The sequence below is a fragment of the Nocardia sp. NPDC050175 genome (assembly GCF_044459885.1).
In the GTDB taxonomy this organism is placed as follows: Bacteria; Actinomycetota; Actinomycetes; order Mycobacteriales; family Mycobacteriaceae; genus Nocardia.
This window is the reverse complement of sequence record NZ_JBITJI010000007.1, coordinates 89,320-112,793: the sequence shown is the minus strand read 5'-3', so window position 1 is coordinate 112,793 and position 23,474 is coordinate 89,320. Positions and strand designations below refer to the sequence as shown.

Below are 23,474 nucleotides of genomic sequence, written 5' to 3'. Positions count from 1 at the left end.
ACGGTCTCTCCGATTCAGCCGAGCACACGGCGGGTTTGCCTGGCGGAGGCCAGTATTCGGCCGTCCCGGTCCCAGAGGTCGATATCGTCGACGGACCAGCCGCCGTCGGTGGAGGCATTGGTGGTGCGCACCAGGACCGGTTGCGGTGTGGTGTCGAGTTGATCGGTGTGCAGGTGCATCGACAGCGCGACGGTGGGCACCGCGACGGGCGCGGTGAGGGTGGGGAAGAACGCGGGCGGGAGCGCGTCGGCCAGGATCGCCAGCGTCGCCGCGTCGAGTGACATCCCGGGCACGATCGAGATCCAGGCGCACATCATGGATTCGGCGGCACCGGTCAGCGGCAGCGGCCCCGCTGCGGGCCGGATCTCGAAATGTGCCGCCGCCGGGACGATTTCGGGTGGCAGCGCGAACTGCCGACAGTGCTCGGGAGCAGGCACCTCGGGTGCCGGGATCCCGGTGTACTCGGCGACGCCGGTCGCGATGGTGCGACCGAAGGTCACCGACGCCGCGGCCAGCACCCCCGCGCCCTGAAACGCCTGCACGTCGATCACCACGGTGCTACGACCCACCGAGTGGACCGTAGCCCGAAAGGTGAACACCCCCTCGCTCGGTCGCCCGAGAAACCGCTGATCCACCGCCCGCACCGGCAGCTCGTTCCCGCCCGCCCGCCGGGCCACCTCGACAAGCAGAGCGGCGATCACCCCGCCGTGCGGGCCGGTCCAGCCACGCCACGATACGTCGACGTGTGCCTGCCAGACCTGGTAGTCGGTCTCGGTGATCGCGAACGTGTCGCCGACCGACCGCCCAGTGAGTTGCATCATGCAACGAACCATAGGGTAGTGGGTTCTATGAAGCAACCGACTATGCTGTGCGGTATGCGCAGGACGAGCTTCGAAGACATGAACTGCTCGCTGGCCCAATGCCTGGAAGTGGTCGGCGAGTGGTGGACGCTGCTGATCGTGCGCGACGCCCTACTCGGCGTGACCCGCTTCGACGACTTCCGCGACCGCCTCGGCATCGCCCGCAACGTGCTGACCCAACGCCTCGAGCACCTCATCGAGCACGACATCCTGACCCGAGAGCCCTACCAGGACAACCCCGTTCGCCACGACTACCGCCTCACCCCCAAGGGCCACTCCCTCTGGCTGGTCGTCACCGCAATGCGCCAATGGGGCGACGACTGGTCCGCCCCCACCGGCCCACCACTCGAGCTCATACACAAGACCTGCGGCCACACCGCAGTAATCGAGCCGGTCTGCTCCCACTGCGGCGAACCCGTCACCCGTTCCGACCTACAGCCAACCCTCGGCCCCGGCGCCCGCACCCCCGCCCTGCTCCCGGTCCCCACCCACTAGGTGTACTGACCGGAGACGTTGATTGAGAGCAGGGCGTTCCGGTTGGCAGTCACGAGGCTGGGGGTGAGTGTCTTTCAGCCAGGACTGTGGCGAGCTGACTGATCCGTTCGCGGGCTGTCTCTGGGGTGAGTATCTCGATGTGGTCGCCGAACTGGAGGAGCTGACGCACAGACTCGATGTCGGGGTAGCGGACGACGACGGTGCACCAGCCGTTTTCCGCGTCGGAGACATCGTGGATGCGGTTGCCGAGTATGCGCCGCGCCAGGTCGAGGCCATTTTCTGGCAGGCGGACGGTTACGCTCACGCGACCTGGCCGCTCGGTGCGTTCCTTCAACGCGGCCCATCTGGTGCGGAGGGTTTCGTCTGGTCGGAGAGCAGCTGGTGCGTCGAGTTGTTCGTAGGCCGAGAGTCGTTCCAGAGCAAACAGCCGACCGTCCCCCTGATCGTCGGCGATGAGATACCAGCGGCCTGATTTCGCCACGATCCCGTACGGGTCGACCACCCGCGTCGAGGCCTGATTCTCGGCGCTGCGCCGGTATTGGATTCGCAGCCGCCGTCGGTGTCGAAGGGCCGAGGCCAGATCGGATACGTCGACCGCTGCCTCTGAGCCAGCAAACCACGCGGTGCTGTCCACCAGCACCAGGTCCGCCAGTCGCAGCAGGCTCGGCGACTCAGGTGCTGCAGCCTGTCGGGCGGCGATCTTGCGCGCGGCCGACTCCCACACCGCAGACAGGCCCATGCGCTCGAGTTGCGCGCTGTCCAAACCGGCTACGGAGAGGGCCTCCAGCTCTGGTGGTTCCAGATGGGATGCGTTGAGCCGTGCACTGGGGAGCAAGACGATCCCGCCGTTCCGCCCGCGTTCGGCATAGACAGGCACACCTGCTGTCGAGAGCGCCTCGACATCCCGCAGCACAGTCCGCCGAGACACTTCCAGACGGTCGGCGAGCTCGGTGGTTGTGATGCGCTGACGGGTCTGCAGAAGCAGCAAGAGGTGCAACAGCCTTGAAGCCTTCATGCTGACCAATGTTCACAGAAAAGGTGACAGGTTCTGTCGCGATGAGGCGATCAGATGGAGCGGTACCGAGAAATCATCTAGTTGAGGAGCGCTCTATGCCCGCACCGAACCTGTTCCTGATCCGCGTCCGCGATACCCAGGCCGCTACCGCCTTTTACAGCGACCTGTTCGAGATCGAACCGACCTTCATCAGTCCCCACTACGTTGCTTTTGAGGTTGCCCCCGGTGTCCTGTTCGCGCTGTGGACGGGCTACAGCGAGCATGCGGTCCCGAGCACCTCTCGCACGAGCGAGGTTGGACTGATGGTGCCGGGACCACCATCCGCAGTTGACGAGATCTTCACGAGTTGGGCCTCGAAGGGAGTCCATGTCGTGGAGGAACCGCACGACGCTGTCTTCGGCCGCACGTTCGTGATCGCGGACCCCGACGGCAACCTCATCCGGGTCTCCCCGGTGGACTGAGCTGCACGAGCAACAACGCCGAGACGCTCTGCCACCGTGGCTGCACCAGTACAACCAGCACCGGCCGCACACCGCTTGCGGCAACCAGCCCCCGTTCTCACGATTGATCAACGTCCCCGACCAGTACAACTAGGCGCGAATCTGCCCGCCGTTCGTGCCTCGGCTCACCGGCACACAACTTGCTGGTGTCGGTTTGGCTACCCGGGGTGGCGGGTGGTTAGGGTGCGGGGGTGGATGGGCGGCTGATCGATACGGTGGCGTGGGTGCGGATCGAGGGTGGGCGGATTCTGTGTGCGCGGCCGCGAGGTAAAGATGTTTTCTACATCCCTGGCGGTAAACGTGAGGGCGCCGAGACCGATCTGCAGACCTTGGTCCGGGAGATCGAGGAGGAGCTCACTGTCGCGTTGTTGCCGGAGACGGTTGCTCACGTCGGTACCTACGAGGCGGTGCACGCACCTGAGCAGGTGGTTCGGATGAGTTGCTATACCGCTGACTATCGCGGCACGCTCGCCGCGAGTAGTGAGATCGAGGAGATGGCGTGGTTCAGTTACGCCGATCGGGGGCTGGTGCCGCCGGTGGATCAGCTGTTGTTCGACGATCTGGTGGATGCGGGCCGATTGCGTTGAGCCGCAGGCGCAACGCGCTACGGTCGGCGGTATGAGTTTGGTCCCGGGGTGGCTGCGCGCGGCGGCCTATGCCCTGTGGGCGCTGCCGCTGGCGGTCGGCCCGGTCCCGCCGCGACTGCGGGTGCCGCGGCGGTTGCTCGGTGAATCCGTCACTCCGCGTAAGTATTCGGCAGTGCGTGCGGTATTGCACTCGCTGCTCAGTGGCGCGCTCGGGGTGGTGACCTGGTTTTTCGCGTTCCTGGCGGTGCTCGGCGCGGTGCGTGGCGCGCTGTATCCGCTGCTGACGAGCGGGTACGAGAATGCCTGGGGTGGCCCGACTTTGGCCGGTGCCTGGTCGGTGCACCTGCTGATCGGTGCCGCCCTGGTGCCGGTGTGGCTGCTGCTGCTCGCCGGACTGGGCACGCTGCAGGTGTGGCTCACCCGCGCGGTACTCGGGCGCGCAGCACCGCGCTGGCCGGTTGTGGTGGCGGTGCTGGTGTACGCGGCCGGCGTGCTGTTGTTCCTCGCCTGGCTCGATCAGGCGTGAGTTCAGCAGAGCGGAAACGTCGAGCCGACGAGCTGGCCCTTCAGGAAACACACGAGGAAGAACACGAATTCGCGGGCGTAGGTGGCGGCCCCGGAGTCCACGGTCGAGACCACCGGTGTGGCCCCGGAGTCCTGCGTAGTCGAGCCCACCAGCGCGACCTCGGGTTCGGCGACGGCAGACGCGGCAACCGGCGCGGCCCCGGATTCGGCCACGGCGGGCGCGGCAACCGGCGCGGCCCCGGATTCAGCGACCGCGGGCGCGGCAACAGACAACATCAGCGCACTCGAAACGATCACGGCGGCAAGGGTTCGCTCGATACGCATAACCCGACTCCCTTCGAACGGTGAAACCCCGACAGCCCCGAGGTGGCGGGGCTGTCGGTTGTTCAGGTGGTGACGGCCGGACGCTGTACGCGCTCGATGAGATGTTCCACCAGTGTCGTCAGCACCGTCTTACACGAGTTACGGTCGCGGGCGTCACACAGCAGCACCGGCGTGTTGGGATCGAGGTCGAGTGCGTCGCGCACCTCGTCGATCGTGTAGACCGGCGCTCCGTCGAAGCAGTTGACGCCGACGATGAACGGCAGTCGCCGCCGCTCGAAGAAGTCAACGGCGGCAAAGGAATTGCCGAGCCGTCGGGTGTCGGCCAGCACGACAGCGCCGAGCGCGCCGCGCGCGAGCTCGTCCCAGAGGAACCAGAAGCGGTCCTGCCCGGGTGTGCCGAACAGGTACAACACCAGGTCCTTGTCGATGGTGAGCCTGCCGAAGTCCAAGGCGACCGTGGTCGTTGTCTTCTGCTCCACGCCGGACAGATCGTCGACGCCGGTGCTGACCTCGGTGATCAGTTCCTCGGTGCGCAGGGGCGCGACCTCGCTGATCGCCGACACCATGGTCGTTTTGCCGACACCGAACCCGCCGGCGACGAGGATCTTGACCGAGGCGGCCAGGTGCGGCGTGCCGCTGGGGTCAAAGTTTTCGGATTCCATCCAGTACCGCTCGCAATATGTTGAGGTCTTCGGGCCCGGCTTCCGTCGGGACGGGAGCACGGAATATGAGTTGCCCGTCGCCGATTAGGTCGCCGACGAGGATCTTCGTCACCGCGAGCGGTAAACGCAACTGTGCCGACACTTCGGCCACCGATTGCGAAACACGGCACAGCCGAAGGATATCGGCGTATTCGGGTTCCATCCGGCGCGAGGTGCCCGCCGATTCGTCGGCGACCACCGAGGTGAGCATGTCCAGTTCGGGACCGCCGCCCGCGGTGCGCCCGCGCGTCACCGCGTACGGGCGGACCAGCGGGCCTGCCGCTTCGTCGAACCAGGGCTCACGCGGGTGGGTCATGGCAGATTCGACTCACCCTGTCCGACGAGGTCGCGTCGTGGCGTGGTGGACAGGTAGTTGCCGACGCGTTGGACGGTGAGGTTCATCTCGTAGGCCACCATGCCCAGGTTCGCGGACTCGATGGCTTGCAGTGCGAGGCAGGCGTTGTCGCCGGCGGAGGTGACGAACAGCACTGCCCGATCGAGTTCGATGACGGCCTGGCGCACGCCGCCGCCGTCGAATCGGTTGCCCGCGCTGCGGGCGAGCCCGTAGAGCGCCGAGGACATCGCGCCGAAGTGTTCGGCGTCTTCACGGGTCATCGCGCTGGAGCGGCCGAGTAAGAGTCCGTCGGTGGACAGCACCACCGCGTGGCGCACCCCGGCCAGCCGGTCGACGAGATCGTCGAGCAGCCAATTGAGATCACCTGTGGGAGAAGAGGACACCCCTAACCTTCCTGTTCGTCCGGGATGACGGCGGAGCGTCGGCCCTGCCTGGTCCCGTTCTCGATGGCGGACATCAGATCGCGTGCTTGTTCGGCCGAGCGGGCGGGCGCCGCGGGTGCGGACTGCTCGGGTGCGGGTTCGGCCAGTTGTGGTGCCAGATTGGTTTGTCTGCTGCGTCGAGGCAGGGCGGGGCGGCCGTCACCGTCCGGCTGCGGCGCGGGTGGGATGTGGGGTCGCGGGCTGTAGGGCGCGGGGGATTCGAGGGCCAGGGTGGCGACCGCACCGGTGACCGGTTGCGCGGATTCGACGGGTTCGCTGGTCATCGGTGCCGCGAGGCGCCTGCGGCGGCCGGGGTCGGTGAGCTCGGAAGGTGTTGGCGCGGGGATGGATTCGGCGACGATCAGTGCCGAGGGGATGAGCACGATCGCTTTGATGCCGCCGTAGTCCGATTCCGAGAGCCGCACCGTGACACCGTGGCGCACGGCGAGCTGGGCGACCACGAACAGCCCGAGCCGCGAGTCGGCCGAGAGCGCGGCGACACCGAAATCCGGTGGGGTGCGCAGCATGTCGTTCAAGCGGGTGAGTTCAGCGTCGGACATACCCATGCCCTGGTCGCTGATCTCGGTGACCACGCCCTTGCCGACCACGTTGCCGCTGACCTCGACCCGCGACTGCGGCGGGGAGAACGCGGTGGCGTTGTCGACGAGTTCGGCGAGCAGGTGGATGAGGTCGGCGACGACGGTACCGACAACGTGCACCTGCGGCAGCCGCGACACCCGCACCCTGGCATAGTCCAGGGTTTCCCCGACCGAGCTGCGCACCAGATCCACCAGCGGAACCGGGTTACGCCACTGACGTCCCGGCTGGCCGCCGCCGAGGATGGTGAGATTTTCGGCGTTGCGGCGTTCGCGGGTGGCCAGGTGATCGAGTCGGAACAGGGTGTCCAGGAGGACCGGATCTTCTTGGCGCTGTTCGGCTTCGTCGAGGATCTCGAGCTGGCGGTGCACCACGATCTGGCTGCGGTGCGCGATATTGAGGAACACGGCCTTGACGCCCTCGCGGGTGCGGGCCTCGGCGACGGCGGCACCGATGGCCGCGGCGTGCGCGTGCTGGAAGGCCTTGGCCACCTGACCGATTTCGTCGTGACCGAAGTCGAGGACCGGGGTTTCGGCGGCGGGGTCGATGGTTTCGCCCTCGTTGAGCCTGCGCATGGTGTCGGGTAGTCGTTCGTCGGCCAGGGCGAAGGTCTGTTTACGTAGTCGCTTGAGGCGGCGGATGATTCGGTTGGCGAGCACGAGGGCGATCAGGAACGCGGCGATGGAGACCAGCAGCACGCCGCCGCCGGCGTAGAGGGAGTTGGCGGCGGAGGTGTTGGCCTTGTCCTCGGCCAGTTCCTGGGAGTGGCGGTTCTGCGAGATCCACACATCGATCAGCGAGCGGTTGACCTCGGCGGCGGCGTTCTGCCAGTCGGTGGTCGAGAGCGGCAGCACCGGCAGCGACTGCTTGGCGCTGCTGCTCGACGAACCATTGCTCGACGAACTATTGCTCGAGGAGTTCGATCCGCTCGACGAGCTGGCGGCGGCAGTGGCCTGCTGGGCGAAATAGCGTTGGGCGAGCGCGGTTTCCATCTGTGACAGCTGCTGCCAGGCGTTGCTGCCGGTGATCTGCTGGAGCCGGTCGTGCTGGGCGCCGGAGGGGAATTCGGCGGACAGGTTACCGATTTCGTTGTGGTAGAAGCCGACCTGGCGCAGGAACTCCTCGATCGGGATCGGCGTTGGCCCGTTGGTGGTGGCGAGCATGACGCCAAGGGCGTTGCTGCGCGACATCGCTTCGGCGGCGTTGAGGAAACGCATGCCGTCGGCGATGGCGACACCGATCTCGGTGTCGGGGGCGGACTGCTCGGCGATGTCGGTGCCGACGGAGATGACGTCGAGGATCCGGTTGTAGAACATGTACGCGTCGGAGGGTTGCAGCTGGGCGGCGTCGGTGGCCATCCGCACCTGGGTCATCTGACTGAGCAGGGTGTTGAAGCCCGCGACGTCGTCACCGATCTTGGAGTCATCGACCTTGCGCAGTCCGGTGGAGGCCTCGATGAGTCCGCGCATGGCGCCGTCGAGGCGGATGCGCGCGGCGGCCAGTGCCGGGGGCACGGTCTCGTCACCGGCGAGCTGGGCCAGGGTCAGGCGGCGTTCCTGCTGGACCGCCTCCATCAGCTCTCTGGTGTGCGGGATGGCGTTCTGATTCTGGACCGCCCATTCCTTGGCCTTGGTCCCCTCGGCTACCAGATACCCCGCTGCGCCCACGCCGACTACAAGCAGAGTCAAGCTCGGAATGAGCGCGATTGCCAGAATCCGCGTACGAACCCCGAGCCTCGCTCTGAACATCGGCACAACCTAAACCACAAAACGGACCGCTCGGCCGTTGTGTCCCGGTGAGTGGGACTGGAATTGACTTTGCCGCCGCGACGGCGCTGAGGCCGTTCGGAAGGCGATTTTTCCGTCCGGACGCGCGATCGACGTGGCCGGTGTGAAGGGTGGTGACTTCTGATGAGGCCCGGTCCGGCGTAGATTGTGTGTATCTCGCGGTTACATGAGATCGCATCGACACACACCTAGGAGGCAACGATGCCCGCGCCCGAAGCCGCAGTCTTCGACCGTCTGAGCGCGCTGGCCGCGATCGACCGCCCCGAGGATCGCCCGCGCAAGACGATCGCCGAGACCTTCACCGGCACGACGCTGGGCAGTGTTCCGGTCGGCACCGTCGAGGATGTGGCGGCGGCGTTCGAGAAGGCCCACGCCGCGCAGGCCCGCTGGGCCGCGCGCCCGGCCGCCGATCGGGCCGCGGTGCTGGAGCGGTATCGGGCGTTGATCGTGGAGAACCGCGAGTTCCTGATGGATGTGGTGCAGGCCGAGACCGGCAAGGCGCGCTGGGCGGCCCAGGAAGAGATCATGGGGCTGATCTTCGCGGCCCGCTATTTCGCCAAGCACGGCCCGAATCTGCTTGCCCCGCACAGTGTTCCGGGCGCGTTCCCGATGCTCAACCGGACCTCGGTGCGCACCCAGCCCAAGGGTGTCGTCGGGGTGGTCGCGCCGTGGAATTACCCGATGCTGCTCTCGATCGGTGACTCGATTCCGGCGTTGATCGCGGGCAATGCCGTGGTGGTCAAGCCGGACAGTCAGACGCCGTTCTCCTCGCTGGCCAATGCCGAATTGCTCTACCGCGCAGGGCTGCCGCGTGATCTCCTCGCGGTCGTGCCGGGTCCGGGCACCGTGGTCGGCACCGCCATCGTCGACCAGTGCGACTACCTGATGTTCACCGGTTCCTCCGCGACCGGGCGCACCCTGGCCGAGCAGTGCGGGCGGCGGTTGATCGGGTTCTCCGCCGAGCTCGGTGGCAAGAATCCGATGATCGTGGCCAAGGGCGCGAATCTGGACAAGGTCGCCAAGGCCGCGGTGCGTGCGTGCTTCTCCAATGCCGGGCAACTGTGCATTTCGATCGAACGGCTCTATGTCGAACGGTCGATCGCCGAGGAGTTCACCACCAAGTTCGTCGCCGCCGTCAAGGCCGCGAAACTCGGTGCCACCTATGACTATTCGGCCGATATCGGTTCGCTGATCTCCGAGGCGCAGCTCGAGACGGTGACCAAGCATGTCGCCGACGCCACCTCCAAGGGCGCCAAGGTGCTCGCCGGTGGCAAGGCGCGCCCGGATCTCGGGCCGCTGTTCTTCGAGCCGACGGTGCTCGCCGACGTGACCGACGAGATGGAGTGCGGGCGCAACGAAACCTTCGGCCCGCTGGTCTCGATCTACCCGGTCGACACCGTCGACGAGGCGATCCGGTTGGCCAACGACACCGAGTACGGGCTCAACGCCAGCGTGTGGGCGGCCAGCAAGTCCGAGGGCGAGCGCATCGCCGCGCAACTGCACGCGGGCACGGTGTGTGTCGATGAGGGTTACGCGCCGGCGTGGGGTAGCACGGCCGCGCCGATGGGCGGCATGGGCATTTCCGGGGTCGGGCGCAGGCACGGTCCGGACGGGTTGCTGAAGTTCACCGAGCCGCAGACCGTGGTGGTCACGCGGTTCCTGAATCTGGATGCGCCGCCGATGGTTTCGCAGGACAAGTGGCAGCGGTTCCTGATGACGGTCACCCGCACTCTGCGTTTCCTGCCGGGTAGGTGATACCGGCGTCCGTCAGGTGGTCGTGCGCCACCTGACGGACGCCGCCGCCGGTTTCCCCGACGAGCGCCGGGGTCCTCCCGATCCGCACATGGCCGCGGCGGATACGAAGCGACGCCCGTGCCGCGCGATCGTCCGGTTCGACCCGCGCGGGCTCGGAGATTCCGAGGGTCTATTCAGGTCATCCGATCGGCACCGGTGCGAGGCGGTGGGAGGGTGGCCACCTCCTCGTCGGTGAGCAGCCGCGATCGGATGAGGAAGCGCACGTCGTCGGACGCCTCCAGGGAAAAGCTGCTGCCTCGCCCGTTCACGACATCCACGGTGATGTGGGTGTGTTTCCAGACCTCGTATTGCTCGGCGCTCATCCAGAATTCGGTGTGCCAGGGCAGGTAACCGAGCAGCACGTCGGCGCCGCCGACCCGGAACTCGCGCACCGGGAAACACATCGGGGAGCTGCCCTCGCAGACCCCGCCGGACTGATGGAACAGCACCGCGCCGTGGCATTCGATCAACTGCCGCAACACCGTCCGGGCTCGCTCGGTGATGGCGACCCGGTGGGTTCGAGATTGCTGCATCAGAACAACCCCTGATTCGTCGGTGAATAGCTGACCAGCAGGTTCTTGGTCTGCTGATAGTGATCCAGCATCATCCTGTGGCTCTCGCGGCCGATGCCGGATTTCTTGTAGCCGCCGAACGCGGCGTGCGCGGGATAGGTGTGATAGCAGTTGGTCCACACCCGGCCCGCTTTGATGCGGCGGCCCAGCCGGTAGGCGGTGTTGCCGTCCCTGGTCCACACGCCGGCGCCGAGACCGTAGAGGGTGTCGTTGGCGATGCGCACCGCTTCCTCGACGGTGTCGAACCGGGTCACCGAGACCACAGGTCCGAAGATCTCCTCCTGGAACACCCGCATGGTGTTGCTGCCCTCGAAGATGGTGGGCTGGATGTAGTAGCCGCCGGGTAGCCCGTCGACCTTGCGGGCTTCCCCGCCGGTGAGGACCCGGGCGCCCTCCTGTCTGCCGATGTCGAAGTAGGACAGGATCTTCTCGTACTGGTCGTTGCTGGATTGAGCGCCGATCATGGTGGTCTCGTCGAGCGGGTCGCCGCCGATGATGGCTTCGGTGCGGGCCACGCAGCGGGCCAGGAACTCGTCGTAGATCGAGGAGTGGATCAGCGCGCGCGACGGGCAGGTGTAGACCTCGCCCTGGTTGAGCGCGAACAGCACGAAACCCTCGATCGCCTTGTCCAGGAACGCATCGTCGGCGGTCATGACATCGGGCAGGAAGACGTTGGGGCTCTTGCCGCCGAGCCCGAGGCTGATCGGGACGATGTTCTCGCTGGCGTACTGCATGATCAGCCGCCCGGTGGTGGTCTCGCCGGTGAACGCCAGCTTCGCCACCCGCGGGCTGCACGCCAAGGGTTTTCCGGCTTCGCCACCGAATCCGTTGACCACGTTGAGCACTCCGGGCGGCAGCAGGTCCGCGATCAACTCGATGACCAGCAGGATCGAAACCGGTGTCTGCTCAGCGGGTTTGAGCACGATGCAGTTGCCCGCGGCCAGCGCGGGGGCAATCTTCCACGCGGCCATCAGGATCGGGAAGTTCCACGGGATGATCTGGCCCACCACGCCGAGCGGTTCGTGGAAGTGGTAAGCGACGGTGTCGCCGTCGATTTCGGCGACGCTGCCCTCTTGCGCGCGGATGGCGGCGGCGAAGTAGCGGAAGTGGTCCACGGCCAAAGGCAGGTCGGCGGCGAGGGTTTCGCGGATCGGTTTGCCGTTGTCCCAGGTTTCGGCGACGGCCAGGGGTTCGAGGTTGGCCTCGATGCGGTCGGCGATCTGGTGCAGGATCGCGGCGCGCTGAGCGGGTGAAGTGGCGGCCCAGCGTTCGGCCGCGGCGTGGGCGGCCTCCAGGGCCAGGTCGATGTCGGCGGCGCTGGAACGGGCTACCGTGCAGAAGGTTTCGCCGTCCACCGGGGAGGCGTTGTCGAAGTAGCGGCCTTCGATAGGTGCGGCCCAGTCGCCGTCGATGAAGTTGTCGTACCGGGTGGCGTAGCTGACTATGCCGGAGTCGGACCCCGGTCTGGCGTAGATCATGGCTTCGCTCCTCACAGATTTACTCTGAGAGGGCAACTATGGACGGTGAAGGTTGGTGTGAGGTTGGTGGTGTGAGCGAGCGTCAGCGAGCGAACCGAAGACACAGCGCGGGTACCGCACGACGGAGCCGAGCGCTAGCGAGGCGCAGCCGTGAGCTTCAACCTTCGGACCTGCGGATATTAAGTGCGCAGGGCAGTGTGCAAACGGGCGGCGACTACCGCGCGGCGGACATCGTCGAGGGGCAGCAGGCGCAGGGCGTGTTCGTGGACCTCGATGTCGCCGGGTGCGCGTTCACCGAAGGCGACGGCGTGTTCGGCTCGGTCGCTGGCCAGGACCGCATTGCGTACGCCGACATCGAGATACGAGCGCCACTGCACCACGCCGGGAGTGTCCGAGCCGGGCAGCAGCGGGCCGCGGTAGAGCCAGACCGCCGAGGTGGTGTCGCCCGCCGCGACGGCGGCCAGCAAGTCCACCGCATCGCAGGAGACCGGGCCGGTCAGCAGGTAACGGCGGTTGGTGATCTCACCGCCGGTGGCGCGACGCAGGTGCGAGACATCGGCTTTGAGGGTGCTGGTGGACACGGCGCGGTCGCCGTAGACGGCGGCGTGCAGTTGTTCGGGGGTGAAGCCGTCGGGTTCCAGGGCCAGCAGGGCGAGGATCTCGAGTTGACGTGGCGGCAGCGGGACCGGGCGGCCGTCGCGCAACAGTCGTGCGGTGCCAAGACATTCGAGTCGCACGCCCGGAGTCGGTGCGGGGGCGGCGGCACGCAGCATGGTCTCGACCGCGGTCACCAGGGCGCGCACGGAGGTCATGACGGCGGGGTGGGAGCGGTCCCAGGAGCTGGACAGGTCGAGCACGCCGACCTGCCGTCCGTCGGGGGCGTGGATCGGTGCGGAGTAGCAGACCCAGCCGTGCAGGGCGGCGACCAGGTGCTCGGCGGAGAACACCGAGCAGGGGCGGTCGTCGTGCAGGGCCAGCGATAATCCGTTGGTGCCCATGTGGGTTTCGTCCCAGCAGCCGCCCGGGGCGAAGTTGACGTCCTCGGCTTGCCGGCGCAGGGTGCGGTCACCGCACGACCACAGGATGGTGCCCGCGTCATCGGTGACCACGGCGAGGTAGCCCGCATCCTCGGTGATGCCGCGCAGGTCGGTGGACAGTTCGGTGATCGGGGTGCGCAGCGGCGATTGCGACCAGGTGTCGCTGATGTCGTCGAGGCCGGGTGCTTCGGTGACGGCCGGGTCGACGGTGTGCAGCGACCGTTGCCAGGATTGCGCGACGTCGGTGCGCAGCAACGTCGTTCGGGCCGGTGGTGTCGCGATATTCGGAGCCGTAGCCCAGCGCTCCCATTCCTTCGCCAGCTCGGCTCGCTGCTGGGTCAGGGTGCGGAACTGTGCCACTTCGGGGAACCCCATCGTCGTGTGAGCTCACATTCGCTCCCTCATTCTGGCGTACGCACGACAGGCGCGGGAGAGTTTGGCAGCAAACCGAACGGTCCCCATGTGGTGGATCCGTGTCGGCTCGGCGTGGCGGGGCGCGTGTTCGTTACGGTGCCGCGTGGTCTGTTGTGGACCCGAGTGCGGCACCGTTGAATTCGGTTCGAGTCGGTGCGTACCGCGGTGTCACGTGGTCGATTACGGCCTGAGCCCGCGCAGCCCCTCGCGTGCGTGCAGTCGCTGCGGTCCACTATGGCGACACGAGAGCTCGTAAGCCGCCGCAGGATCGGCTACCGACCAGTCGCGCGTTCGTCTGCATGGCGGCGAAGATCAACGGGGGCAATTGCCGCTCAGCCTGTACCTCGGTGTCGGGCGATCGATTACGGCCCGAGCCCGGGCAGCCTCTTGGGCGCACGCAGTCGCTGCGGTGTCGCGCACGCTGTTTACTACGAAGATCAACAGACGCGATCTCACCCACCACCTTGGTTACAGCTGCGACGACATGCTGACTGTTCATCGCGCCCCTGCTATGCGGCCGACGCGGAGATCAACAACCGACGTATCGGCCACTCACAGTGTCGCCTCACCTGCGCGGTGCGACGTTATGCTGCTGGGATGGCTACCGGTTCGCGGCGGGCTCGGGTCGGCGATGTGCATGCATTGGCGTTGGGGATGCCGCATGTGACGCGGGTCGACGGGCCCGCCGGCAATCCGGTGTATCAGGTGGGAGAGAAGTCGTTCGTATTCTTTCGGAATGCTCGGCCGGACGCGTTCGATGCCGACACCGGTGAGCGCTACAGCGACGTGATCGTGTTCTGGGTGCCGGCGGAGTCGGATAAGCAGGCGTTGGTGCAGGATCCGGATTCGCCGTTCTTCACCACCAAGCATTTCGACGGTCATCCGTCGGTGTTGGTGCGGGGCAGCCGGATCGGAGAGCTCACCCTCGCGGAGTTATCCGAGGTGGTGCAGGACGCATGGTTGTCCCGTGCCTCCCGTAGGCGGGGCGCCGACTGGTTGGCGGCGCATCCGCCGAGTGAGTGACGCGCAGCTGATGTAGTGGACGTGCGACCGACCGGGTCCGCCGCGTCAACGGACGGCGTACTTGTTTGCAGCGCAGGACGGTGTATTTGTGGGCAGCGCACCCCTGCTGGGCAAGATGTGCGGTCGCTGCGGCGATGTGGGGGCGGTGCCGCACCGGCCGTCTGCGACTCGCGAATCAGGTTGGCGGTGCCACTCGGCCGAATGATGGTGCAGTGACACGTCGCGGATGCGCGTCCCATATGTGGACGCCCACACACGTATGCGGTGATGTGGGGCGGATGCGCGTCGCAGGTATGTGGACGGTTCACGCATCCGGCCGAACGAACCGTTGGCAGTCGATGCGATGTTGCATCGACTGCCGGTCTGCTCACTTGTTGATGAAAATGCCTGCTACGTCGGCGTTCTTGATCGGCGTCTCGGCGTTGCGCTGGCCGCCGCACAGGACGTCGACCGACACCATGGTGGCGTCGACGACGGTGCCCGCGGGCTCGTGGTCGTCGTTGGTCTGCTGCTTGACGAACTTGGTGATCGTCATGCGCTTGTCGTCCTGATTCTGCTTGACGTACTCGCTGCAGGGGGTGTCACCGCCGCGGTTGAGGGCGCGCTGGACGTCGGTGCACCCGGCGAGCATCAGGGCGACCGCCGCGATCCCGAGGCCGGTCCGTCCGGTCCGTGACAGCGTGGCGTTCATGTGCTCCTCCTGAATGCTTCGTCGCGCGGCGATCCGCGTCGATCGCCGTCCAGCCTAGAGCCCCGCGCGCCCCTTGTGCTCGGCCCGTGTCCGGCGGGTCGCCCGCCGCCCGCTAGTTCGCAACCGCCGCACCTTTTCTCGGGATCCGCACCGACTCCGGGCGCCCGTACCGAGTGCAGATCCCGAGAGAGAGTGCCGATCCTCCCGAGCGGGAGATGCCGTCGCGGTGTCCCATGCGCGTGCCTCGGATCCTCAGGCCGGGCGGGCAACCATGATCATGGGTCCAGTTCTCAGGAGCGGAAGATGCACAGGGGGACGTCGAGTTCGGCGGGGGTGAGGGAGCCGTGGTGGCCGATCATCATCGATTGGACGGGTTCGGCCGCGCTGCGGATGATGCCGTGTGCGTTGCGGGCGGCGACGACGATGTCGCCGATGCGGTCGGCGATGTGCGGGGCGACGGTGGGGCCGAACCAGCCGCGGGCGATCACCTCGGCGCGGGGCAGGACCGCGAAGTCGGCGCCGAGGATTTCGCGCCAGGCCGCGGTGACGTCGTCGGTGGCGCCGGGTTCGGTATAGACATGGCGCGCACGGGGTTCCCCGCCGAGTTGGCGGACGCCCTCGCGCAGGTGCGGGTGGTGGTCGAAGTCGATGCGTTCGTCGAGTTCGACCATGCCGTGGTCGGCGGTGACGAGCAGCACGGCACCGGGCGGCAACCGTTCGGCGATCTCGGCGGCGAGGCGGTCGACGTGCGCCAATTCCAACAGCCAGGCGTCCGAGGACGGTCCGCGCGCGTGTCCGGTGGTGTCGAGGTCGGCATGGTAGGCGTAGACGAGCGAGCGGCTGCCGGTGCGCAGGGCGCGGCCGACGCCGTCGATGAGGTCACCGACGGAGAAGCTGTCGCGGAAGTCGCAGCCGCGCAGGGACGCGCGGGTGAGCCCGGAACCGTTCTGATAGCTCGGCGCGACCTGGGTGACGGTGATGCCGTCGGCCGCGGCGCGCTCGAATACCGTTGCGGTGGGCTGGAATTGCTCGGGAACCACCTCATGACGCAGATCGACGGCGCGGCCTTCGCCGTGCGCGCTCCAGCGCAGGGTGTTGATGAGGCGATCCTGGCCGGGCACTCGCAGCAAATAGCCGACGATGCCGTGCTCGCCGGGCGGGACACCGACGCCGAGGGAGCTGAGGCTGGTGGCGGTGGTGCTGGGGAATCCCGCGGTCAGCGTCGCCGAGGTCAGGCCCGACAGAAACGGAGCCGCACCGGGATTCGCGGCCAGCGCGTGCGCGCCGAGTCCGTCGACGAGCAGCACGCAGACCCGGTCGGCGGCAATGCCGAGCCCGAGCCGATCGGTCTCACCGGGCACACCGAATCCGGCGAGCACGGAGGGGAACACATCGGCAAGGGAACCCGTACCGTAGCGAGGCGCGTCGAACACGAGGCTCAGACTCTCAAGCGCCGTGCGGCGCAAGCAAGCCCATTAGTCCAACACCTGGTCAATGCTGGGCGCAGACTCGCGCTCGCTCGCGCCGCTGCACAATGCGTTATGCCTGGCCGGTCTCGAACCGGGCGACCTTGCCGTCGCGCACGGTGAACCGCCAGCTGGTGCGCATCGAGCCCCAGCGGGAATTGGTGTAGTCGGCGACGAGTTCGGTGCCGCCGTCGTCGATGGTCTCGACGTTCATGTGCCCGTTGCTGCCGAAGACCTCCGAGTCGGTCCACTGGGCGACATTGCGTTCCACGCCGTCGTCGGACATGGTCGCGTCGTCGGTGAGGGCGGCGAAGAGCCGGTCCTGGTCGTTGGCGTTGAGGGCGTCGACGAATTCCTGCACCACGGGATCTAGCTCAGTCATCTGGTTACCTCTCTCGGATCAGGTGGCGGAGCATCAGCAGTAGTTCAGCAAATCTCTGGCGTCCACTGTAGGGCAGAACGTGAGCCTGCGCCGGGATGGCTGTGCTGTTGCCGCGCGCCGCCTGCTGGTAGACAGGAACTCGTGACCGCGCAGCGTGCATTCCGGTTCGGTGTCAACATGGTGACTCCGGACTCCAGGAGCGACTGGATCCAAAAGTGCCGCAGGGCTGAGGAACTGGGTTTCGACGTGATCGGAGTGGCCGATCATCTGGGCTGCCCGGCACCGTTTCCGTCGATGATCCTGGCCGCCGAGGCGACCGAACGGGTGCGGTTGAACACCTTCGTGCTCAATGCGCCGTTCTACAATCCGGTGCTGCTGGCCCGCGATATCGCGGGTGCCGATCAGCTCACCGACGGGCGGGTCGAGATCGGTCTTGGTTCGGGCTATGTGCAGGCCGAATTCGAGGCCGCGGGTATCCCTTTCGAGAGTGGCGCGAAGCGTGTCGCGCATCTGGAGCACACGGTTTCCACGTTGCGCACCCTGTTCTCCGATCCGGAGTATCAGCCGCGCCCAGCCCAGCCGTCGGGGCCGCCGCTGTTGATCGCGGGCTGGGGTAACCGGTCGTTGCGCTTGGCCGCCGAACACGCCGACATCATCGCGTTCCCCGGCGCGTCGGCGACCGAGAACGGTGGTCCGCTGCATTTGGCCGGGATCGGCGAAACGAGCGAAAAGATCGCCTACGTCCGTAGCCTGCTGGGCAGCCGCGCCGACCGCGTCGAGTTCAACATCCTGATCCAGCGGGTGGTGCCCCCGGAGGAACGCACCGCGGTACTCGAATTATTCGGCCCCGCACTGCCCGACGATGTAGCAGATCACCCAGAGGACCTGCCCACACTGCTGATCGGAACGCCCGAGGAGATCGCCGCCCGGGTACGCGAGCACCGCGATCGCTACGGCTTCAGCTACATCACGGTCCTCGAGCACAGCATGGAGCAGTTCGCGCCGGTGATCGAACTGCTGCGCTGAGCTCTGCCGATCTTCACGAACCACCGGTTCGGTCGGCCCGGCCAACGCGGAATCCGCTCGCTTCTCCGTCGAGAACCTGGCTGAGCGGAAACGAGGGATGGAGCGTTGAGACCAGACAGGCTCTGTGCGCGAAGAACTCTTGCCGCGAAGCGGTCGTACGCTCAGAAACCGCAACGACACGAAATTCAGCGTCCGTGCCGCTGACGGTATCGCCGCAAAACGCGCACTCGTATGACTTCATCGAATGATCATCTCGTGTCAGCTCGGCGGAACCGACCGCAGGTGTGAGCGGTGATTCGTCTCGAAACCCGCCTAGACAGAGCCGTCGGCTCGGATCAAACACTTGAGGTCGAAGGGTTAGCGCGCGAGGTTGAATGCGTGTGCAAGCGAGCGGTTTCGGTGATCTCAGGTGCTGGCGCGGTCGGTGACGGTGAGCTGGTAGCCGAGCAGGGTGGGGTGGGGTGGATAGTCGAGGGGTTTGGTGCGGCCGTCCGCGTGCCAACCTTGTCGTTCGTAGAATCGGCGGGCGCGGTTGTTGTTCTTCAGGACCCACAATTGCCACTGGCCCGTGTTGTTCTCGGTGTCGATTGCGGTGTCGTGCAGCAACCGTGCGATGCCGGTGCCCCAGTGTGGCGGGCTGACATATAGCGACCGGAGGTGTCCCGGATTCGTCGCAACGACACCGATGATCCGTCCGGCGCTCTCGGCGGTGATAACTTGCGCCTGCGCGTCGGCGAGGGCCTGGTCCCACTCGGTGACCACTGCTTCGAACGGATACGGGTACCGGTCCGGCGGGAAGATGTGTGAAAACGCGGCCAGCTCTGCGTCACGCTGAATCTGAGCGAGCATCGTCGCGTCGGGTAGGCCCGCTGGTCTGAGAACGACACTCTCCATTGGCCGACTCATCGGAACTACCCAGCCTCTGTTCGTAGGTGTTTTCGCATGACGATCGCGTTCGGTCTGCGGGAAGTCGAGCGGTATCCGGTGGCGTCGTCGAGCTCGCCGAGCCGAGGCGATGACCTGCCGAGCTCGGCGCAAACCCGTTTCCCCGCAACGCAACTCATGCGGGAGTGGTTGGCTGAGCACTGCTCGCCGGACCCCTTGGAAATCGTCAGGGCAGTGGGTCGATGATCACCCGGGGGTCGAGTTGGCGCAGCTTCTTCGGGCGGGCGGTCAGGCAGGGCCAGTCGCGGGCGATGGCTTCGTGGGTGGCGTGGCCGGCGGGGAGTAGGGCTTCGGCGTTGGCGGTGCCGGCGAGTGCGACGCCGAGGCGGTCGGCGGCGGCACGGTCGAAGGGCGGGACGATGGTGTGGGGCAGTTCCAATAGTGCCGCGAGGATGTCGAGGCGGTCGGTGGCGATGTGGGCGCGGGCGACGCCGAGGACGGTGGCGGGTACGACGATGGTGTTGCCCGCGTTGACGGTGGCCCAGACTACGGCTTGGGCGTAGTTGGCTTGGTTAGCGAACCCGATGACGGCGGCGGTGTCGAACACGACACCGCCCAGTGCCGCGGTGATCACGCGGCGCCGGCGTGTGGGCCGCCTGCCTCTTCCTCGGATAACGGCGGTAGGCCCTGCACGGCGCGCGCCCGGTTTATCAGATCCAGTGGTGGGCGGCCGCCGAGGACTTGCTCGAGTTTGGCCAGTGACTGCGCGCGGTTGATCCGCGCCTGCACGGCCTCGGAGACGAACGCCGACACCGATTCGATGTGCCCGCCCGCGCGCCAGGTTTCGAGCATGGCCAGGAGTTCTTCGGGCAGCGTGACGGTGACTTTCCGTGTTTTCTGCTCCCGAGACGACGGCATACCACGACTGTATCGCGGCTGGGTTTCGCTCGCGAGGGGTCACTCGGCGGGCTTGTGCCAGAGCAGGGTGTAGCGCAGTAGCGGGCGGCGGCGCAGGTGCGCGCCGGACAGGATCGCGGCGGCGGCGGTACGGATCTCGGGGAAGGTGGTTTCGGGATCGCGCAGTCGCATGTCGGGGCCGCCGAGCTTGGGCCGGTGCAGGGTGTCGATCGCGACGATCGCCGGGAGCAGCGCCAGGTACGGATAGTCGGTGCGGAGGTCGAACTTCCACAGGCCGACGACGGCGAGGGTGCCACCGGGGGCGACGAGTCGGCGTAGCGCGGTGAGTCCGTCTCGCAATGGGACGTGGTGCAGGGTCGCGACGATGGTGACGAGGTCGAAAGTGCCTGGGAGGTCGAGGAAGTCGCCGTGTTCGAAGGTGACATTCGGTGTGGGCGTTGCGGTGTCGAGGATGGCCTGGTCGAGGTCGACGCCGCGCACGGTCAAGCCTCGGCGACCGAGTTCGGTGGCGAGAAGGCCGTCGCCGCAACCGATGTCGAGCGCGGTGCGGGCGATGTCGGGGACCTGGGCGAGCAGCCAGGGGTGGTACTGGGTGTTGTGGTTCCAGTAGGGATCGTCACGCACGCCACGAGAGTACGGACAGGTGCAGATCCAGAGTCCGCAGACCAAGCAATGTGTGTGATCTGCATCACAATTCCCCGCACAAAATGTCGGTGCCTGATGACATGGTGTCGGTATGCCTTTCGCCGAATCCACCGTTTCCGCCGATGTCATCCGAGTCCTCGGTGCCAGCGAGCACAACCTGCGCGATGTCTCGCTGGAGATTCCCAAGAACAAGATCACGGTGTTCACCGGGGTGTCCGGTTCGGGCAAGTCCTCGATCGTGTTCGACACGATCGCGGTGGAGTCGCAGCGTCAGCTGTATGCGACGTTTCCGGCGTTCATCCTGAACTTTCTGCCGCGCTATGAGCGTCCGCATGCCGAGGCGATGGAGAATCTGACCGCGCCGGTGATCATCGATCAGCAGCCGGTGGGTGGCGGGCCGCGCTCGACGGTCGGCACGATGACCGACATCTTCTCGATGGTGCGGGCGATGTTCGCCCGATTCGGTGCGCCCTCAGCGGGTTTCGTCTACAACTACTCGTTCAACGTGCCCCAAGGCATGTGCCCGGACTGTGACGGGCTCGGCATCACGGTGCGCGCCGATCCGGACCGGCTGCTCGATCGGACCAAGTCGCTCAACGAGGGCGCGATCCTGTTGCCAGGCTACGGTGTCGGCGGCGGCGAATGGCAGATGTACGGCAACTCGGGGCGCTTCGATCCGGACAAGAAACTGAGCGAGTACACGACCGAGGAGTTCGCGGATCTGTTGTACGGCACCGGCGGCAAGGTGGAGTTGACCTTCGCCAAGGGCACCTGGAAAGCCAACTACGAGGGCATCGCCACCAAGTTCACCCGCACCCGGCTGCAACGCGACACCTCCACGTTGAGCGAGAAGACCCGTGAGCAGATGCGCCAGTTCCTGACCGAGGGGATCTGCCCGACCTGTCATGGCGCCCGGCTCAATGCGGCGGCGCTGGCCACGAAGATCAACGACCGCAATATCGCCGACTGGGCGGGGTTGCAGATCACCGATCTGATGGTGGTGCTCGAGGAGATCACCGATCCGGCCGCGGCGGGATTGGCGGCCGCGATCCGGACCTCGCTGCAGCGGGTGGCCGATATCGGGCTGGGGTATTTGAGCCTGGATCGTCCGACCTCGACGCTGTCCGGTGGTGAGGGGCAGCGGTTGAAGATGATCAAGCATCTGTCGAGCACGTTGATCGGGATGACCTACATTTTCGACGAACCGAGCGTCGGGTTGCATCCGCGGGATGTGGGCCGGTTGAACGATCTGCTGAAGGCGTTGCGGGACAAGGGAAACACGGTGCTGGTGGTCGAGCACGATCCCGATGTCATCCAGATCGCCGACCATATCGTCGATGTCGGCCCGCGTGCCGGACTGCACGGCGGGCAGGTGGTGTTCGAGGGCAGCTTCGCCGAGTTGCGGGCCGCGGACACCCCGACCGGCGCTGGGCTGCGTCGCCCGTTCACGGTGAAGGACACTTTCCGTGCGGGTACGGGTGAGTTGCTGATCGAGCATGCCGACGTGCACAACCTCAAGGACGTGACCGTCGCGATTCCCACCGGCGTCCTGACCTCGATCACCGGAGTGGCCGGTTCGGGCAAGAGCAGTCTGATCCGGGATGTATTCGTGGTCGAACATCCCGAGGCGATCTTCGTCGACCAGTCCGCCATCGCCGCCTCCTCGCGTTCCACTCCGGCGACCTATCTCGGGTTGATGGATCCGATCCGCAAGCTGTTCGCCAAGGCCACCGGCGAGTCGCCGGGCCTGTTCAGCTTCAACTCCGCCGGCGCGTGCAAGCAGTGCGAGGGCCGCGGGGTGATCATCACCGAGATCGCCTACATGGACCCGGTCACCACCCACTGCGATGCCTGCGACGGCCGCCGCTTCTCCGACGACGTGCTCGCACTCACCTTGCGCGATAAGTCGATCGCCGACGTGCTGGAACTGACCGCCGAGGAAGCGCTGCTGTTCTTCCCGGAGAAAGCACTGAATGCCAAGTTGCGCACTATGAACGAGGTCGGCCTGAACTACCTGAGCCTCGGCCAGGCCATGAGCACCCTGTCCGGCGGCGAACGTCAACGCATCAAACTCGCCACCCAACTCGGCAACACCGGCTCGGTCTACGTCCTCGACGAACCGACCACCGGCCTGCACATGTCCGACGTCGACACCCTGCTCGCCCTGCTCGACGGCCTGGTCGAGCGCGGCAACACCGTCGTCGTCATCGAACACAACCTCGACGTCGTCGCCCACTCCGACTGGGTCATCGACCTGGGCCCCGACGGCGGTAAGGCAGGCGGCGAAGTCGTCTTCACCGGCACCCCCGCCGCCCTCCTCGCCGACCCGATCTCACTGACCGGCGAGTACCTGCGTAAGTACAAGGCGGCCTAGCGCGATATCCCGAATCCTTGGCCGCTGGGGATCGGTCAGTTCACGGACCAGGCAGCGGGGATCCACGTGCGCAGGAGCCGCGGCGGCGGGGGCGGACGGCGGCTCTGTGTCTACCACCTGGATCGGGTAGCGATCCCACCGCGTCGATGCTCGGTGCCGCACAGGAAGGCTCGTCATATCCGGATGTCCTCGTTGCCCACCGCACCTGGACCGGGCGGGCGACCCGGCGGTATCGGTGCTCGTTGTGGTGGAGCCTCGTCATACCGGGTGACCGCGTCGTGGCGCCCACCGGCGAGTCGGCCCACTCGAGCAGCCGCGCCGCCTGCTCGCGCGCACGTATTTTCACGCCGCGCACGAATTCACTGGCAAATTCGTGCGCAGCCCACCAACAAGTGCGCGGCACGCGTGCTGAGTTCTCGCGTGCCGATCCAGCCGTTGTCACCAGAATCCGCACTCTCTCTCGGGATCGGCACTGACTCTAGGGCCCTATTTCGAGTGCGTGTCCCGAGAGAGAGTGCGGATTCTGTAGTGGCAGTGGCCGCCTGCCAGCCCTCATGCCCTGAGATGGGCACCTGTTGACGGAGCGTCTTCGACATGTCGC

Annotated in this window: 25 protein-coding genes and 1 pseudogene; 9 read left to right on the top strand and 17 right to left on the bottom strand. The window is 66.5% G+C overall.

Translation table 11 applies throughout. The annotated features are described in order from the left end of the window. Positions 1–14 precede the first annotated feature (14 nt). On the bottom strand, positions 15–821 hold the full coding sequence (locus ACIBK2_RS24505) for an acyl-CoA thioesterase (protein ID WP_396970140.1): 807 nt from the start codon (positions 819–821) through the stop codon (positions 15–17). A 54-nt stretch (positions 822–875) separates the two neighbouring features. On the opposite strand from ACIBK2_RS24505, the gene ACIBK2_RS24500 reads away from it, so the two are divergent. Continuing rightward, the gene (locus ACIBK2_RS24500; RefSeq protein ID WP_396970139.1) at positions 876–1,355 is read left to right on the top strand and encodes a winged helix-turn-helix transcriptional regulator; all 480 of its coding nucleotides are present in this window, start codon (positions 876–878) and stop codon (positions 1,353–1,355) included. 49 nt (positions 1,356–1,404) lie between these two features. Here ACIBK2_RS24500 and ACIBK2_RS24495 read toward each other — a convergent pair whose 3' ends face one another. Continuing rightward, positions 1,405–2,370 (bottom strand): helix-turn-helix transcriptional regulator, encoded by a 966-nt coding sequence (locus tag ACIBK2_RS24495; RefSeq protein WP_396970800.1) that lies wholly within the window; start codon positions 2,368–2,370, stop codon positions 1,405–1,407. A gap of 95 nt (positions 2,371–2,465) precedes the next feature. On the opposite strand from ACIBK2_RS24495, the gene ACIBK2_RS24490 reads away from it, so the two are divergent. The 4 genes and pseudogenes from ACIBK2_RS24490 (at position 2,466) to ACIBK2_RS24475 (ending at position 3,983) form a co-directional block, all read left to right on the top strand. Continuing rightward, positions 2,466–2,831 carry a VOC family protein gene (locus ACIBK2_RS24490; RefSeq protein ID WP_396970137.1) on the top strand — a complete coding sequence of 122 codons (366 nt, stop codon included), beginning with the start codon at positions 2,466–2,468 and terminating at the stop codon, positions 2,829–2,831. A gap of 7 nt (positions 2,832–2,838) precedes the next feature. Next, a pseudogene (locus ACIBK2_RS24485) lies at positions 2,839–2,964 on the top strand (integrase core domain-containing protein); the annotation flags it as partial. A gap of 97 nt (positions 2,965–3,061) precedes the next feature. Next, complete coding sequence (locus ACIBK2_RS24480) at positions 3,062–3,457, top strand: NUDIX domain-containing protein (RefSeq protein ID WP_396970135.1); 396 nt, start codon at positions 3,062–3,064, stop codon at positions 3,455–3,457. Between the two features lie 31 nt (positions 3,458–3,488). Further along, positions 3,489–3,983 (top strand): hypothetical protein, encoded by a 495-nt coding sequence (locus ACIBK2_RS24475; protein WP_396970133.1) that lies wholly within the window; start codon positions 3,489–3,491, stop codon positions 3,981–3,983. A 2-nt stretch (positions 3,984–3,985) separates the two neighbouring features. On the opposite strand, the gene ACIBK2_RS24470 is transcribed toward ACIBK2_RS24475, so the two are convergent. The 5 genes from ACIBK2_RS24470 to ACIBK2_RS24450 form a co-directional block, all read right to left on the bottom strand. Continuing rightward, a complete protein-coding gene (locus tag ACIBK2_RS24470; RefSeq protein ID WP_396970131.1) occupies positions 3,986–4,306 on the bottom strand; it encodes a hypothetical protein in 321 nt (106 codons plus the stop codon). A 62-nt stretch (positions 4,307–4,368) separates the two neighbouring features. Continuing rightward, positions 4,369–4,968, bottom strand: coding sequence for an ATP/GTP-binding protein (locus tag ACIBK2_RS24465; RefSeq protein ID WP_357388804.1), 600 nt, complete (start codon positions 4,966–4,968; stop codon positions 4,369–4,371). Next, positions 4,949–5,323, bottom strand: coding sequence for a DUF742 domain-containing protein (locus ACIBK2_RS24460; RefSeq protein ID WP_379322282.1), 375 nt, complete (start codon positions 5,321–5,323; stop codon positions 4,949–4,951). Before ACIBK2_RS24460 ends, ACIBK2_RS24465 begins: the two co-directional genes overlap by 20 nt. After that, positions 5,320–5,745: a roadblock/LC7 domain-containing protein gene (locus ACIBK2_RS24455; RefSeq protein ID WP_379291384.1), complete on the bottom strand. Its 426-nt coding sequence runs from the start codon at positions 5,743–5,745 to the stop codon at positions 5,320–5,322. Before ACIBK2_RS24455 ends, ACIBK2_RS24460 begins: the two co-directional genes overlap by 4 nt. Before the next feature lie 2 nt (positions 5,746–5,747). After that, entirely contained in the window at positions 5,748–8,129 is a 2,382-nt protein-coding gene (locus ACIBK2_RS24450; protein ID WP_396970127.1) for a nitrate- and nitrite sensing domain-containing protein, read from the bottom strand. 240 nt (positions 8,130–8,369) lie between these two features. On the opposite strand from ACIBK2_RS24450, the gene ACIBK2_RS24445 reads away from it, so the two are divergent. After that, positions 8,370–9,923, top strand: coding sequence for a succinic semialdehyde dehydrogenase (locus tag ACIBK2_RS24445; protein WP_396970125.1), 1,554 nt, complete (start codon positions 8,370–8,372; stop codon positions 9,921–9,923). Between the two features lie 173 nt (positions 9,924–10,096). Here ACIBK2_RS24445 and ACIBK2_RS24440 read toward each other — a convergent pair whose 3' ends face one another. The 3 genes from ACIBK2_RS24440 to ACIBK2_RS24430 form a co-directional block, all read right to left on the bottom strand. Continuing rightward, positions 10,097–10,495 carry a DUF779 domain-containing protein gene (locus ACIBK2_RS24440; protein ID WP_379291380.1) on the bottom strand — a complete coding sequence of 133 codons (399 nt, stop codon included), beginning with the start codon at positions 10,493–10,495 and terminating at the stop codon, positions 10,097–10,099. Continuing rightward, on the bottom strand, positions 10,495–12,012 hold the full coding sequence (locus tag ACIBK2_RS24435; RefSeq protein ID WP_396970123.1) for an aldehyde dehydrogenase family protein: 1,518 nt from the start codon (positions 12,010–12,012) through the stop codon (positions 10,495–10,497). The genes ACIBK2_RS24440 and ACIBK2_RS24435 overlap by 1 nt, the downstream gene beginning before the upstream one ends. Before the next feature lie 179 nt (positions 12,013–12,191). Further along, a complete protein-coding gene (locus ACIBK2_RS24430) occupies positions 12,192–13,424 on the bottom strand; it encodes a transcriptional regulator (RefSeq protein WP_396970121.1) in 1,233 nt (410 codons plus the stop codon). Positions 13,425–14,060: 636 nt separating this feature from the next. Between ACIBK2_RS24430 and ACIBK2_RS24425 the strand changes: the two genes are divergently transcribed. Continuing rightward, a complete protein-coding gene (locus ACIBK2_RS24425) occupies positions 14,061–14,486 on the top strand; it encodes an MmcQ/YjbR family DNA-binding protein (protein ID WP_396970119.1) in 426 nt (141 codons plus the stop codon). Positions 14,487–14,853: 367 nt separating this feature from the next. Here ACIBK2_RS24425 and ACIBK2_RS24420 read toward each other — a convergent pair whose 3' ends face one another. The 3 genes from ACIBK2_RS24420 to ACIBK2_RS24410 all read right to left on the bottom strand — a co-directional run bounded on the left by ACIBK2_RS24420 (position 14,854) and on the right by ACIBK2_RS24410 (position 17,025). After that, entirely contained in the window at positions 14,854–15,177 is a 324-nt protein-coding gene (locus ACIBK2_RS24420; RefSeq protein ID WP_379291375.1) for a hypothetical protein, read from the bottom strand. 290 nt (positions 15,178–15,467) lie between these two features. Next, positions 15,468–16,610: an alkaline phosphatase family protein gene (locus tag ACIBK2_RS24415; protein ID WP_396970116.1), complete on the bottom strand. Its 1,143-nt coding sequence runs from the start codon at positions 16,608–16,610 to the stop codon at positions 15,468–15,470. Positions 16,611–16,716: 106 nt separating this feature from the next. Continuing rightward, complete coding sequence (locus ACIBK2_RS24410; protein WP_379291371.1) at positions 16,717–17,025, bottom strand: nuclear transport factor 2 family protein; 309 nt, start codon at positions 17,023–17,025, stop codon at positions 16,717–16,719. A gap of 141 nt (positions 17,026–17,166) precedes the next feature. Here ACIBK2_RS24410 and ACIBK2_RS24405 point away from each other — a divergent pair, with 141 nt between their 5' ends. Continuing rightward, positions 17,167–18,051, top strand: a complete 885-nt coding sequence (locus ACIBK2_RS24405; RefSeq protein WP_396970114.1) for an LLM class F420-dependent oxidoreductase — start codon at positions 17,167–17,169, stop codon at positions 18,049–18,051. A 405-nt stretch (positions 18,052–18,456) separates the two neighbouring features. On the opposite strand, the gene ACIBK2_RS24400 is transcribed toward ACIBK2_RS24405, so the two are convergent. The 4 genes from ACIBK2_RS24400 to ACIBK2_RS24385 form a co-directional block, all read right to left on the bottom strand. Continuing rightward, positions 18,457–18,945 (bottom strand): GNAT family N-acetyltransferase, encoded by a 489-nt coding sequence (locus tag ACIBK2_RS24400; RefSeq protein WP_396970112.1) that lies wholly within the window; start codon positions 18,943–18,945, stop codon positions 18,457–18,459. A 217-nt stretch (positions 18,946–19,162) separates the two neighbouring features. Beyond that, a complete protein-coding gene (locus ACIBK2_RS24395; protein ID WP_396970110.1) occupies positions 19,163–19,570 on the bottom strand; it encodes a hypothetical protein in 408 nt (135 codons plus the stop codon). Continuing rightward, complete coding sequence (locus ACIBK2_RS24390) at positions 19,567–19,854, bottom strand: ribbon-helix-helix domain-containing protein (RefSeq protein ID WP_379291363.1); 288 nt, start codon at positions 19,852–19,854, stop codon at positions 19,567–19,569. The genes ACIBK2_RS24395 and ACIBK2_RS24390 overlap by 4 nt, the downstream gene beginning before the upstream one ends. A gap of 39 nt (positions 19,855–19,893) precedes the next feature. Further along, a complete protein-coding gene (locus ACIBK2_RS24385) occupies positions 19,894–20,478 on the bottom strand; it encodes a class I SAM-dependent methyltransferase (protein ID WP_396970108.1) in 585 nt (194 codons plus the stop codon). A 112-nt stretch (positions 20,479–20,590) separates the two neighbouring features. Between ACIBK2_RS24385 and ACIBK2_RS24380 the strand changes: the two genes are divergently transcribed. After that, positions 20,591–22,873, top strand: coding sequence for an ATP-binding cassette domain-containing protein (locus ACIBK2_RS24380; protein WP_396970106.1), 2,283 nt, complete (start codon positions 20,591–20,593; stop codon positions 22,871–22,873). Positions 22,874–23,474 lie beyond the last annotated feature (601 nt).